This is a genomic window from Gracilimonas sp. B-17 (assembly GCF_056857935.1).
Genome location: NZ_JBSXOA010000012.1, coordinates 1,214,749 through 1,227,790, shown reverse-complemented (window position 1 = coordinate 1,227,790; position 13,042 = coordinate 1,214,749). Strand labels below are relative to the sequence as shown.

The following is a 13,042-nucleotide window of genomic DNA, read 5'->3' as shown; positions in this document are numbered from 1 at the left end:
AATAATCCATTTAACATTAAGAATTAAAGCATTTAAAATTAGCAATGACTTACATCAAGAAACTTTCAGAACACGTAGATCAAGAAGTAACACTTAAAGGCTGGGTTTATAATTTTAGAAGCAGTGGAAGCCTGGTGTTTGTTGAAATGAGAGACGGTTCAGGCCTTACTCAATGCGTAATTGCAAAAGATGATGTTTCTGAAGATGCCTGGGAAGCGGCTTCCTCACTCAAGCAGGAGAGCTCTTTAGAGGTCACAGGAACGGTCAAAGCTGACGATCGCAGCGTTGGAGGCCATGAGATCCATGTTTCTGATGTTAAGGTCATTCAGATCGCGGAAAATTATCCGATCACGCCTAAAGAGCATGGCGTGGAATTTCTTATGAATAACCGTCATTTATGGCTTAGAAGTCAGCGACAATGGGCGGCTATGAGAGTTAGAAATGAGATCATTTTTGCTATCCATACTTTTTTTCAGGGACATGATTTCGTACAAATGGACTCCCCGATATTTACCGGAAATGCAGCTGAAGGAAGTACTACTTTATTTGAAACGGATTATTTTGATGATAAAGCTTATTTGGCTCAAACCGGTCAGCTATACGGTGAAGCCATGGCCATGGCTCATGGATTGATCTATACTTTTGGGCCAACGTTCAGAGCAGAAAAGTCAAAAACTCGGCGGCACCTGACCGAGTTCTGGATGATAGAACCTGAAATGGCATATTATGATCTGGAGATGAACATGGACCTGGCTGAGGATATGATCAAAGCAATTGTTAGCAGAGTATTGGAGAACTGCAGGAATGAGCTTGAGATTCTTGAAAGGGATGTGAGCTCTCTTGAGAAAGTAGCTGAAAAGTCCTTTGAGCGCATGACCTATACGGATGCGGTTGAGATCCTAATCAGTGATGAAACTGCCTCAATGCTGGAAAAGATGGCTGAATCCAGAAGACAAGAGAAAATTGATCTTGAAAAAGAAGAAGAGGAGATCAAAAAGGAACATGGTTCAGCAAAGAAATGGAGAAAGGCCCAGATAGACCAACGTATAAAAGAAATTCATGCCCGTGTCGATCAGATTGATGAGGATCTGCGAAACATCCCGAGCTGGAAGGAGTCTGCCCGTAATTTTGAATGGGGGAATGATTTTGGTGGAAGTGATGAAACAGTGCTTATGATGCAATTTGACGTACCGCTGATCGTGACTCACTGGCCGGCTGAGATCAAAGCATTCTATATGAAGCGGGATGAAACCGATAAACTTGCGTTGGGAATGGACATACTCGCACCAGAGGGCTATGGGGAGATCGTTGGTGGTTCACAACGTGAGGATGATCTTGAAGTTCTTGAAGAACGCATAGCTGAAGAAGGACTTGATAAGGAGATCTTTGAGTGGTACCTGGATCTCAGGCGATATGGATCTGTTCCTCACTCAGGGTACGGCTTAGGTCTGGAACGAACCGTGGCATGGATATGCGGGCTCTCACACGTTAGAGAAACCATTCCATTCCCTCGTATGATGGGACGCCTTAAACCCTAAATTTAACACGGATCAGGTTGATTTATTTTTTTGAAAAGATCTTACCTGATCCGGACTTTTCATCCTTGTCCTTGGATTTATCCTTATCAGAAGAGTCTTTGGAGTCAGATGATGACTTCGTTGTACTGCTGGATTCTTCAATCGATACATTGGGACCGACATGCAGGGAGCCTTTAATTTGAGCGCCATCCTCGATCGAGATCTTTTTAGTATAGATCTTTCCTTCTATAACTGCTGTGGATTTTAGGGTCAGTTTGTCCTTAACCCGGACATCACCATTCACGGTTCCGGCAATTTCGGCTTGTTGAGAATTTACCTTCCCGTTGATAATGCCGGTTTCGTTAAGGATAAATTTCATTTTTGAATGAACCTCACCTTCTATTGTACCGGCAATTCTCAGATCTTCATTACAATTGATATCGCCGGTGATCTTGGTGGGTTTATTGATAAATGAAATGGCAGGGGATTGGTTACTCACTTCAGTGTTCACGTTGGTTGATTTTCTATTTAACATCATATTATGGCAAACTAATTTGAAATGATTTTGTTCCAAAGAAATTCAGAGGAATAATACATTTCATTAAAACTAACATTCCTTATCTTAGCCACCGATGGCAAGAAAACAGAACAGTAATCAGATCTATCAGAAAGTACTGGGAGAAATTAATTCCGGTAATACGAAACCGGTGTATTTTCTTTGCGGCGAAGAAGAGTTTTATCTGGATCAATTACTGGATCAATTTTCTAAAGTAATTCCACCTGAACAAAAAGATTTTAACTTCGATCTTTTATATGGGCAGGATATAACTCCGGCAAAAGGCATATCCATTGCCCGGAGCTTTCCAATGATGGCTGAAAAACGGATCCTGGTTATTCGCAATTTCATGCAGCTGAATAAGGGAGGGGGAGAAGATGGTTCTCCCACTGGTCATATAAATGATTTTGTGGAATATTTCGAAAATCCGAATCCTTCAACTTTACTTGTTCTTTTTGATGAAAAGAAACCGGCCGGTAATACCAAGGTTGGTAAATCCTTGAAAAGCAGTAAACATTGTGGATTCTATGAATTTGAAAGAATGGCCGACTATTTGATCCCTGACTGGGTCATTGACTGGGTTAGAAGTCACCATTCCAAAAATATTGAACCTGCAGCTGCTCAATTACTATCTCAGTTTGTCGGTAATAATCTACAGTTACTGTCTACTGAAATAGATAAAGTGTGCACTTTTGTAGACACTTCTGATACGGTAACTGAAGCCGATGTAAAAAAAATTATCGGTTCATACCGCGAATTTACGGCCATAGAGCTTAAAGACGCCATCATTGCCCGAAATATGGAACAGGCACTTTATATTTCGGAACAGATGTTGCAACACACTAAATCAGACACGGGAGAATTAATTCGTCTCGTGGGGTTCTTTACAAGTGTGTTCACCAATGTCTGGCAAATTTTACGACTCTCTGAAAAGGGGATTGCTAAGAATCAGATCCAAAATGAGTTGGGTATCGGCAGTAGCTGGTACTTTAACAAACTTTGGGATGATGCCTCAAATTTTCGATATACTGAAATGCCCCGGATATTCGAAGCTCTTTTAGATGCAGATCGCTCTATAAAAGGTTTCAGCACACTGGACTCCACATCGATTTTATTCTTCCTGGTTAAGCGAATCATCGGATAATCCGATTCGCGATCACATAGTTAATCAGAAGATAAAAGTGGAGTTTAACGATGAATGCATTTCAAGCTGCATCTGTAAAACAGTATAGTGATGAAGATTTGATGGAGTATTTCCAAAATGGCAAGGAATCAGCTTTTAATGAATTGGTGATGCGATATCAGGATCGCTTGCACAATTTTTTATATCGTTATACTCACAATCATCAGGACTGTGAAGATCTGGTTCAGGAAACTTTTCTGAGAGTTCATAAGAGCAAGCATTCTTACGAACGAATCGCAAAGTTTTCTACATGGATGTATACCATTGCTTTGAATCTTGCCAAGAGTCTTTATAAAAAGAAGCAACGTATGTACAAGGTATCGATCCATAAAGACGAATCTGATCCTGATGATAGAGAAATGCATATTGAAGATACGCGAATTCTTCAGGATGATGCACTCCATGAGAAATTATGTATGGAGCAGCTTGAAAAAGCATTGATGGAGTTACCGGAAGATTTTCGCGAAGTTATTGTTCTTAGAGATCTGCAAGAGCTTTCCTACGAAGAGATCTCAGAGATCACTGATATTCCAATGGGGACCGTAAAATCGAGGATCAACCGTGGAAGGGCACAAATTCAGGCTCTTATAGAGAATTACGTACAGTTGGGAACAAATTAAAATTTTCGAAATAAAAGGGAGTAAGGAATAACTTAGCAAACTCCCTTTTATGAAGAATTTTTTAGACAAAGAGTACCATCCAGTCATAGAAAACTATGTCATTGAATACGTAGATGATAAACTAGATCCTGTTGAGAGATCTACTTTCGAAGAAGTACTCGTCAACGACGATGATCTTCGGGAACTCGCATTTTCTGCAAGAGAAGGAAAGAAACTTCTAGACCAGTATCGTGAGATCAAAGCCAGGGACGGATTCATTGAAAGACTAAATACCCGAATTTCTTCTGAGAATTAATTCCTTTGTAATGACTGCAAATCTAATAGCGGTAAGAAGCAAAACATACTTGCCGATCAGGAAATAATCATTCAACACTTTGTTGTTCTTTTGAAAATGGGGCCCGATCTTTAGAGTCCCGAACGCTATTTATTACCACATGAGGATACCCTGTTAATCAGTCAGTTATTAAAAACAGTGTTTCCAAAAAAACTTTGAAGACCTCTCTTCTTACTTCCAAGTTATTCTCTCGATTTAGTAAGGCTCTGGCCCATAATGAAGCATCAATAATCTAATAGTTTTTGAAGGTTCAATTGAAGTTTAGCATCGGCCATAAACTCATTTTCGAGATTCTTATCATGAGGAATAGGGGTGTCCATGGAAGCACAGCGCATTACAGGAGCATCAAGCCACTCAAAACATTCTTCTGAGATGATAGCCGAGATCTCACTTAACGGACCTAAAGTGAGTGAGGGCTCTTGTAAAAGCAGAACTCTGCCAGTTTTTTGAACTGTTTTACGAATGGATTCTTTGTCTAAGGGAAGCAAAGTTCTGAGGTCGAGAATCTCCAAAGAAATGTCTTTTTCTTCGAATTCTTTAGCGATTTCCAAAGCCCACTGAACTCCCATGCCATAGGTGATGATCGTGGCATCTGTGCCTTCTCTGCGAATTTTGGCCTTACCTAAAGGCTCATAATTAGCCTTGTCTGGGATCTGGGCTTTTAAGCTTCGATATAGCTTTTTATGCTCGAAGAATAGAACCGGATTGGGATCATATAAAGAACTGTAGAGCAGGTTCATGGCATCTTCTACTGTACCCGGAACCACTACTTTCAAGCCGGGTATTTGCATGAACCACCCTTCAACAGATTGTGAATGAAAGGGCCCGGCTCCAACGCCACCGCCATGTGGGGCACGTATGGTAATATTCAAAGGTGGAGCCCAACGGTAGTGAGATTTTGCGATATTATTTACGATCTGATTAAAACCACAGGAGATGAAATCCGCAAACTGCATTTCAACCACAGGTTTAAACCCCTCAAGCGCCAATCCCATTGCAGCACCCAATGCACCGGATTCAATAATGGGGGTATTACGGATCCTATCTTTTCCAAACTGATCCAAAAACCCTTCTGTGATCTTAAAAACACCGCCATATTCGGCTACATCCTGTCCCATTATCAGGAATTTACTGTCTTCCTCAAATGCCTGCCTGAGAGAAGATTGAATAGCATCTACGAATCGGTGTTCGTATGTCACACCATCTTTATGAGCAGGTATCTCATCTGGTTCCTTGGCGTAGACCCTGTTTAACTCCTTTGATTCATCAAATTCAGGATCTGCAGCCTTCAAAGCTTTGTTAAGATCATCTTTGAAGGATCTGTCGATCTCCCTTGTGATCTCTTCAAAATCTTTGGTATTAAATAAACCTTCCGATTCCATGTAATTCTCGAACCGATGGATAGGGTCTTTTTCAGCCCAGTTCTCAAACAAAATATCTGGGACATAATGTGTGCCGGATGCTTCTTCATGACCCCGCATTCGAAATGTCTTTGCTTCTATAAGTACCGGTTCACCATTCAGAGCAAGTTCCCTTGCTTTACCGACCGTTTCCATTACCTCAAAAATATTGTTGCCATCAATATTAAAACCGTGCATACCGTAGCCTTTGGCTCTATCAGACAAATTTTCGCATGCATATTGCTCGGAAGTGGGAGTAGAGAGTCCGTATCCGTTATTTTCAATGATGAAAACCGCAGGGAGTTTCCAGACGGCGGCTAAGTTCAGTGCTTCGTGGAAGTCCCCCTCACTGGTAGCACCATCACCACAAAAGGAAAATACCACTGCCTTTTCCTGTTTCAATTTTTTGGATAATGCTAAACCATCAGCAACCGGCATCATGGCAGCCAGGTGAGAGATCATTCCAATGATCTTATGGTCGGGAATGCCAAAATGAAATGAACGGTCTCTTCCTTCGGTAAATCCATCAGCTTTACCAAATAATTGGCAAAATAATGGATAGAGTGGCACCTTACGGGAGGTAAAAACACCAAGGTTACGGTGCATCGGCAATATGTAATCTTCAGGCTCTGTTGAAAGGGTTACGCCAACTCCAACCGCTTCCTGTCCAATTCCGGAGAACCATTTGCTGATCTTATTTTGCCTAAGCAGCATTAACATTCGTTCTTCTATTCGCCGGGGTAGAAGAAGATTTTTATAGATGTATAATGCCGTTTCTGAGGATATCTTTTTATCGGTAATTGCCACGCCAAGGTCTGATTTGTGTTAAGTTTTACCAGCCCAATAAGTAAGCAAAAATTAGCGGAGCCACAATAGTGGCATCAGATTCAATAATGAACTTTGGTGTGTCTATTCCAAGTTTTCCCCAGGTGATCTTTTCATTTGGGACAGCTCCTGAGTATGAACCGTAGCTTGTTGTAGAGTCACTGATCTGGCAAAAGTATGACCAAAGAGGTGTATCCGTTAAACCAAGATCTTGTTCCATCATCGGAACCACACATATAGGGAAATCACCGGCAATTCCACCACCGATCTGAAAGAAACCAACTCCGTTTTTAGCATTATTTTTATACCAATCAGCCAGCATCATCATGTATTCAATGCCTGATTTGGTTGCCGAAGGGATGGTTCTGCCTTCAATGCAATGAGATGCAAAGAAATTACCACAAGTTGAGTCTTCCCAACCAGGTACAATGACCGGAATATTTTTTTTAGCAGCAGCGAGGAGCCATGAATTCTTTGGATCGATCTGATAGTCATCTTCAAGGTCACCGCTTAACAAGAGATCATAAAAATACTCGTGCGGGAAATGACGCTCTCCATTCTCAGTGGCTTTAACCCATCGTTTTACAAGATGTTCTTCAATGCGCCGCATGGCTTCTTCTTCAGGAATACAAGTGTCAGTCACTCTATTAAAATGCTGATCCAGTAATTCCTGCTCATCTTCGGGGCTCAGGTCTCTATAATTTGGTATACGTTTGTAGTAATCGTGGGCCACCAGGTTAAAGACGTCTTCTTCTAAATTGGCTCCGGTACAGGTAATGATGTGTACCTTATCCTGTCGTATCATTTCAGCCAGAGAGAGGCCTAATTCTGCAGTACTCATAGCACCGGCCAGGGTGATCATCATCTTTGATCCTGAAATTAGCTGATCCTCGTAACCCTTTGCAGCATCAACCAATGAGGCTGCGTTAAAATGTCTGTAATGATGAGTTATGAAATCTGAAATAGGTCCTTTGTTACTCATGAGTTAGCAAATTTATAGCTTAGCATTTTGTAGTATAATTTGGCGGCAAGAAACTGAGGGGCAGTAAAATTTTCGATCGGGGCAAGTTCTACAATATCAAAACCAACTACATCCTTTTGATCGAATACCTTTTTTAAATACCTGATTAACGTGTTCCAATTCAGTCCCCCGGGTTCAGGCGTGCCGGTAGCCGGCATTATAGATGGATCGAATACATCCAGATCCAGGGTGATGTAAACCCGATCGGTCATTTTACTTATGGAATCATCCATCCAGTCTGTTTGCCCGTACATGTCTTCTGCAAAGTAGCATTTATTCCTGTCCAGATATGGGAGTTCAACAGAATCCATACTTCTTATACCGACCTGGATCAGATTTGTATGCTGTGAGGCATCAAAAACAGCACAGGCATGATTATATGGTGATCCATGAAACTCCGGCCTAAGGTCGGTATGTGCATCTAGCTGCAGGATGGTTACATCCGGGTAGGCTTCATAATAAGCCTTTATAACCCCAATACTTATCGAATGTTCGCCACCAAAAAAGGTCAGAAACTTATCGGTTTTTAAAAGTTCTTTTGTATGGTCATAAACAGCCTTAAACACTGCTTCGGGAGATGAATTCTCTTTGATCGGTTCCAGAATATGAACGCCTTTTTTATAGACTTCGCTATCTGTTTCAATATCGTAGATCTCCATATTTTCCGATGCATCCAAAAATGCATCAAAACCTTTATCGGCTCCTTTTCCCCAAGTGCTGGTACCATCATAGGGAATGGACTGAAGAAGGACGGATGCGTTCTCAAATTTGTTATGATCGCCGGTAATGCCGGCATAAACTGGATCTTGGTTAGTCATTGTATCCTAAAATATTAAGCATGTTATCAACGGTTTGTTCGTCACGATATACGTAATCAAACATATGGCCATTCTCATCCTTATCAACTACAATATGTTTTGGTGAGGGAATGAGGCAATGCTTGATACCGCCATATCCGCTAATGGAATCCTGATAAGCCCCGGTATGGAAGAATCCAATATAGAGTGGTTCTTTCTCATCATTGGAATAAGCGGGCAACAACACTTGTTGGTTGAGTTCTTCAGAATTGTAATAATCTGAATGATCGCAGCTGATACCACCAATATTTACACGCTTATATTGGTTTTCCCATTTATTAAGTGGAAGCAATATGAATTTTTCGTTGATGGACCAGGCATCGGGGATCGTATTCATCAAACTGTTATCAACCAGATACCATAACTCGGTATCATTTTGTTGTTTCTGTTCAAGTACCTGAAAGATTACTGCACCACTTTCACCAACTGTATATTTACCAAATTCAGTGAAAATATCCGGTTCCTCAACATTTGCATCCTGGCAAGCTTCCTGTATGTTCCTTACGATCTCACCGGTGATATATTCGTAATCAAAATCAAAATTCAGGCTGTTTTGGATCGGAAACCCACCGCCAATATTCAAGGCTTTAACGGTTGGGACAAGTTGCTTGATCCTGGTAAATTGACTCAACGCTTTTTTGAACTCGTTCCAGTAATACATAGTATCATTGATTCCGGAATCAACAAAGAAATGTACCATCACCAGCTCTACGTTGTTATTATCGAGTATCTTATCCTTTATAAAATCAATGATCTCACGTTTATTGATCCCTAACCGGGAAGTATAGTAGGAAGCTTGTGGGTCTTCCTCAATAGAAATTCGTAATCCGATCTTAATAGGATGCTCAGTTTCTAATTCTGACAGTTTATCGAGTTCCCTGGCATTATCCAGAACAGTTATTGAATTCCTGAAACCACTGTTGATCAAACGGCCTATCTTTTTGACATAATCATCAGTTTTATATCCATTGTGTACAATGATCTTATCCGAATTGAATACCCCTTTATTATATAGGTTTTGGATAAGATCGATATCAAATGAGGATGAAGTCTCCAATGAAACATTTTCTTTCAAAGCTGTGCGAACCACATGATTAAAATGGCAGCATTTGGTACAGTAACAGAACTCATACTTGCCGGAGTAATTATTTTCATCGATTGCCTTATTAAACCAAAGCCGTGCCTGTGCGATCTTTTCCCTGATCTTAGGGAGGTAGGAGACTTTAAAAGGGGTTCCGTATTTTTGAATGAGTTCATGGAGATCCACACCATTGAAATGTAGAGTACCATCTACCAGCTCAAAACCGTTTTGAGGAAAGTGGTAGGTTTGGTCAATGAGGTCGAAATAGTTATTCTTCATTAGGCAGGGTGCACGTCGTAATTAATTAGTGGGATAACGGGATAAAAAGAACTCAAATATACGAGTTAATTGCAATGGTTTGACAAGCCGTTGATTTTTTTATGTATGTTTTTTCTGAATACCCATGAACAAACCCAGAATAACGAATGCTCATTTTACTCTATGGGCCCTGGGTGTTGGATATTCCTTCCTTCATTCTGCACTAAAGCAAAAATCAATGTAGATTTGGCACATGTACAGCAAGCAAGGTTTCCTATTTATTTGTGTGATGATTTTATCCACGGCCAATTTAAATGCTCAGGAAACCAATTATCGTATCTATGAAAATGGGATCGAGATCACGTATCCGGATTCCCTGGAGAATCGAATAACTGAGGGAATAGCCACAAGTCGTGAAATTTTGATCAAATGGCTTGCCGCAGAAGGTTATTTGAATGCTGAAATTGATTCAATTGGGAGTACCTGTGCTGTGATCACGCGTAATTGCAAATTTCAGCTTCAAAAAATAACGATCAAATATATAGGGGAAACGGATTCGGTACGCACTATTTACCCGGAGATCGATTATACCCAAAACGTACTCCAAAATGAGATACTAAGGTTGATCGTTGAACTGAATCAAGATGGTTATCCATTTGCTAAAAGTGGTATAGAACGTTTTTCACCCGATTACCATGAATGTACCATATCTATTACTCTGCAATTGGATCCAGGAGAAAGATCTGAAGCTGCGGGAATCTATTTCTCCGGACATCGATCTAATTCACAAGAGTATCTGAGGAAAATATCCAGATTTCAGGCAGGGGAAATCATTACCCCGGATTATCTTCGATATTTAAGAGCCAACCTGGTTGCCAGTGAGTTGTTTAATGATGTTGAAGAAGGACAGATATTATTACGAGGTGGAGAGCCGGTGATCGTATTTAAGGTACAGGAACGTACGCTGAATCAATTGGATGGATTACTTGGTTACGTTCCTAATCCCAAGGGAAATGGGCAGATAGTGGGTGATTTGGAGTTATCTTTCTGGAATGTATTAACAGAGGGTAGTGGACTCAGTTTTCAATATCAAAGATTAAGACCCGAAACCAGTGAGCTGGATGTGGGTATTTGGCAGAATTGGATCGGAAGTTTTCCCATTGGTCTTTCAGCAGGCTTTAATATTTATCAGAACGATACGACCTATCAATCGCGACAGTTTCAGTTAGAAGGATCTTATCGAGTCTCAGGGGGTTTCAAACTTATCGGTGGTATCCAATTTCAGTCATCAATATCGGGTTCTGGTTTACCGGTAGTTGTGGAACCGGATGGTAGTAAGCGCACGGCTCGTCTTGGTTTCGAATACACGAACCTTGATCGATACGATGTGCCCACAAAAGGTAATTCCATATCCATAAGCTATGGTATTGCACATAAAGATCTTCAGGATGATTCAACAGGAATTTTTGCACAAAATATTCTGGAGTTGGAAGCCCGGCAATATTTCTCGGTGTTTGATCGTAGTGTGATCGCACTTTCGTTGCATGGGTTTATACTGGAGGCTGACCGTGTAACGCTAAATGATCTGACTCGTTTTGGTGGGGGCAATTCCTTTCGCGGATATGCGGAAGACCAATTCCGGGCGGGACAGTTACTATGGGGTGATGTGGAATATCAGTTTCTATTGGACAGGCAGTCGTTCCTATTCGCATTTGGAGCTTATGGTGCCTACCAACGTCCAATATTATTCAATGAAACCAACAACGATTTCATGAGCACAGGTAAGTTGTACTCCTTAGGTTTTGGTTTGAGTTATCAAACTCGAATAGGGCGTCTCAAATTTACCTATGCTATCTCACCTGAAGAGAATTTTACCAATGGCAAAGTACACTTTGGGGTCAGAACGGAGTTGTAGATTAAAGTGGATTATTCTGGTGCTTCATTTGTCTATGAATTGGTTTAAAAATTTAACCTTAGACCATCAATTGACACCCGCATATTAAGTTTCAATTCAAATTCCGGGATCAGTCTTTATAACATGTTGCTCAGTGGCTCAAAGAGCATTATATTAAATTAGAATTTACTGAATGCTTATAGAGAAAGACTGAGGGATGGGCCCGATGACGTCTTGGCAACCACTTTTTTAAATAGGAGGCAGGTGCCAATTCCCACTCCAAACATAGAGCATTATGTTAGGAGAAAGATAAGCGAGCTGATCACTCACCGACTCTTTCTGTATAAGTTAATCTAATTAGGAAAGAGTGAATATAGAAGACGCATTACAACAGAGAGTTTTGATCCTTGACGGTGCAATGGGCACTATGATACAAAGGTATAAGCTGGATGAGGCCGATTTTCGTGGAAAGCGCTTCAAAGATCATCCTGATGACCTTCAGGGAAATAATGATCTGCTTAGTCTGACGAAACCGGATATTATTCAGGCAATTCATGAAGAATACCTGGAAGCCGGTGCAGACCTGGTTGAAACCAATACATTCAGTGGAACCAGCGTAGCACAGGCAGATTATGGCCTTGAATCGATTGTGTATGAACTAAACAAAAGGTCGGCAGAGATAGCCAAAGAGGCCACCCATAAATTCACCATCAAGAACCCTGATAAACCAAGATTTGTGATCGGTTCAATGGGCCCAACTAATAGAACAGCTTCAATTTCCCCTGAGGTCACCGATCCTGCGTACCGCGCTATTACCTTTGATGAATTGGCAGAAGCCTATAAGGAACAGGCACGAGGTCTCGTTGATGGCGGAGCAGATGCTTTATTGGTTGAAACGATATTTGATACTCTAAATGCTAAAGCGGCACTTTATGCTATTCAGGAACTTTTTGATGAAACTAAGATGCCTATACCTGTGATGGTATCAGGAACTATTACAGATGCATCAGGCAGGACATTATCAGGTCAAACTGTTGAGGCTTTTTTGATCTCCGTTTCTCATGCTCCCATATTGAGTGTAGGATTTAATTGCGCACTGGGTGCTGAACAATTGTTTCCCTATCTGAAAGAACTGGCGAATCGTTCTCCGTTTTATATTAGTGCTTATCCTAATGCCGGACTACCAAACGAATTTGGGGAATACGATCAGGGACCGGAAGAGATGACCAATGAAGTAAAAAAATACCTGGAAGAAGGTATAGTAAATCTTCTCGGTGGTTGTTGCGGAACCACTCCAAAGCATATCTCTAAAATGGCTGAACTCGCAGCTCAGTATGAACCCAGAAAGCTTCAAATAGGGGTGAAGTGATATGAAATTTGATCTAATACATTATCTGACGACTGAAGTTAACCTTATAAACTATAAACAGATTTCTAAGTCGTCCGATGAACCAAAAAGCATGAGCGTTGACAACCATTCGCCGGATGAACTGGGA

The 13,042-nt window shown here is 41.0% G+C and carries 11 protein-coding genes and 1 riboswitch; of the genes, 6 read left to right on the top strand and 5 right to left on the bottom strand.

Annotation, left to right across the window (positions count from 1 at the left end):
• Window positions 1–44: 44 nt before the first annotated feature.
• Window positions 45–1,538, top strand: coding sequence for an asparagine--tRNA ligase (locus AC13FX_RS13715; protein WP_482881400.1), 1,494 nt, complete (start codon window positions 45–47; stop codon window positions 1,536–1,538).
• A gap of 22 nt (window positions 1,539–1,560) precedes the next feature.
• Here the strand turns inward: AC13FX_RS13715 and AC13FX_RS13710 are convergent, their stop codons facing one another.
• The gene (locus AC13FX_RS13710) at window positions 1,561–2,016 is read right to left on the bottom strand and encodes a bactofilin family protein (protein WP_482881399.1); all 456 of its coding nucleotides are present in this window, start codon (window positions 2,014–2,016) and stop codon (window positions 1,561–1,563) included.
• A 133-nt stretch (window positions 2,017–2,149) separates the two neighbouring features.
• Here AC13FX_RS13710 and holA point away from each other — a divergent pair, with 133 nt between their 5' ends.
• The 3 genes from holA to AC13FX_RS13695 are packed head-to-tail and all read left to right on the top strand — an operon-like array spanning window position 2,150 to window position 4,171.
• Window positions 2,150–3,217 (top strand): DNA polymerase III subunit delta, encoded by a 1,068-nt coding sequence (holA, locus tag AC13FX_RS13705; RefSeq protein ID WP_482881397.1) that lies wholly within the window; start codon window positions 2,150–2,152, stop codon window positions 3,215–3,217.
• Window positions 3,218–3,267: 50 nt separating this feature from the next.
• On the top strand, window positions 3,268–3,876 hold the full coding sequence (locus tag AC13FX_RS13700; RefSeq protein ID WP_482881396.1) for a sigma-70 family RNA polymerase sigma factor: 609 nt from the start codon (window positions 3,268–3,270) through the stop codon (window positions 3,874–3,876).
• A gap of 49 nt (window positions 3,877–3,925) precedes the next feature.
• The gene (locus AC13FX_RS13695) at window positions 3,926–4,171 is read left to right on the top strand and encodes a hypothetical protein (protein ID WP_482881395.1); all 246 of its coding nucleotides are present in this window, start codon (window positions 3,926–3,928) and stop codon (window positions 4,169–4,171) included.
• 263 nt (window positions 4,172–4,434) lie between these two features.
• On the opposite strand, the gene AC13FX_RS13690 is transcribed toward AC13FX_RS13695, so the two are convergent.
• Genes AC13FX_RS13690 through AC13FX_RS13675 form a run of 4 tightly spaced genes read right to left on the bottom strand, consistent with a single transcriptional unit; the run spans window position 4,435 to window position 9,673 of the window.
• The gene (locus tag AC13FX_RS13690; RefSeq protein WP_482881394.1) at window positions 4,435–6,417 is read right to left on the bottom strand and encodes an alpha-ketoacid dehydrogenase subunit alpha/beta; all 1,983 of its coding nucleotides are present in this window, start codon (window positions 6,415–6,417) and stop codon (window positions 4,435–4,437) included.
• A 25-nt stretch (window positions 6,418–6,442) separates the two neighbouring features.
• Window positions 6,443–7,417 carry a deoxyhypusine synthase family protein gene (locus AC13FX_RS13685; protein ID WP_482881393.1) on the bottom strand — a complete coding sequence of 325 codons (975 nt, stop codon included), beginning with the start codon at window positions 7,415–7,417 and terminating at the stop codon, window positions 6,443–6,445.
• Window positions 7,414–8,274: an agmatinase gene (gene speB / locus AC13FX_RS13680; protein ID WP_482881392.1), complete on the bottom strand. Its 861-nt coding sequence runs from the start codon at window positions 8,272–8,274 to the stop codon at window positions 7,414–7,416. The genes AC13FX_RS13685 and speB overlap by 4 nt, the downstream gene beginning before the upstream one ends.
• A complete protein-coding gene (locus AC13FX_RS13675; protein WP_482881391.1) occupies window positions 8,267–9,673 on the bottom strand; it encodes a type III PLP-dependent enzyme domain-containing protein in 1,407 nt (468 codons plus the stop codon). The genes speB and AC13FX_RS13675 overlap by 8 nt, the downstream gene beginning before the upstream one ends.
• A 232-nt stretch (window positions 9,674–9,905) precedes the next feature.
• Between AC13FX_RS13675 and AC13FX_RS13670 the strand changes: the two genes are divergently transcribed.
• The gene (locus AC13FX_RS13670) at window positions 9,906–11,567 is read left to right on the top strand and encodes a BamA/TamA family outer membrane protein (protein WP_482881390.1); all 1,662 of its coding nucleotides are present in this window, start codon (window positions 9,906–9,908) and stop codon (window positions 11,565–11,567) included.
• Window positions 11,568–11,740: 173 nt separating this feature from the next.
• A riboswitch (SAM riboswitch) is annotated at window positions 11,741–11,862 on the top strand.
• 51 nt (window positions 11,863–11,913) lie between these two features.
• Window positions 11,914–12,915: a homocysteine S-methyltransferase family protein gene (locus AC13FX_RS13665; protein WP_482881388.1), complete on the top strand. Its 1,002-nt coding sequence runs from the start codon at window positions 11,914–11,916 to the stop codon at window positions 12,913–12,915.
• The last annotated feature ends 127 nt before the right edge of the window (window positions 12,916–13,042 follow it).

Bases quoted from the DNA above. Each gene is read 5' to 3' on its own strand.
- AC13FX_RS13715 (WP_482881400.1), top strand. From the start codon at position 45: ATGACTTACATCAAGAAACTTTCAGAACACGTAGATCAAGAAGTAACA.
- speB (WP_482881392.1), bottom strand. From the start codon at position 8,274: ATGACTAACCAAGATCCAGTTTATGCCGGCATTACCGGCGATCATAAC.
- AC13FX_RS13695 (WP_482881395.1), top strand. From the start codon at position 3,926: ATGAAGAATTTTTTAGACAAAGAGTACCATCCAGTCATAGAAAACTAT.
- holA (WP_482881397.1), top strand. From the start codon at position 2,150: ATGGCAAGAAAACAGAACAGTAATCAGATCTATCAGAAAGTACTGGGA.
- AC13FX_RS13700 (WP_482881396.1), top strand. From the start codon at position 3,268: ATGAATGCATTTCAAGCTGCATCTGTAAAACAGTATAGTGATGAAGAT.
- AC13FX_RS13670 (WP_482881390.1), top strand. From the start codon at position 9,906: ATGTACAGCAAGCAAGGTTTCCTATTTATTTGTGTGATGATTTTATCC.
- AC13FX_RS13675 (WP_482881391.1), bottom strand. From the start codon at position 9,673: ATGAAGAATAACTATTTCGACCTCATTGACCAAACCTACCACTTTCCT.
- AC13FX_RS13685 (WP_482881393.1), bottom strand. From the start codon at position 7,417: ATGAGTAACAAAGGACCTATTTCAGATTTCATAACTCATCATTACAGA.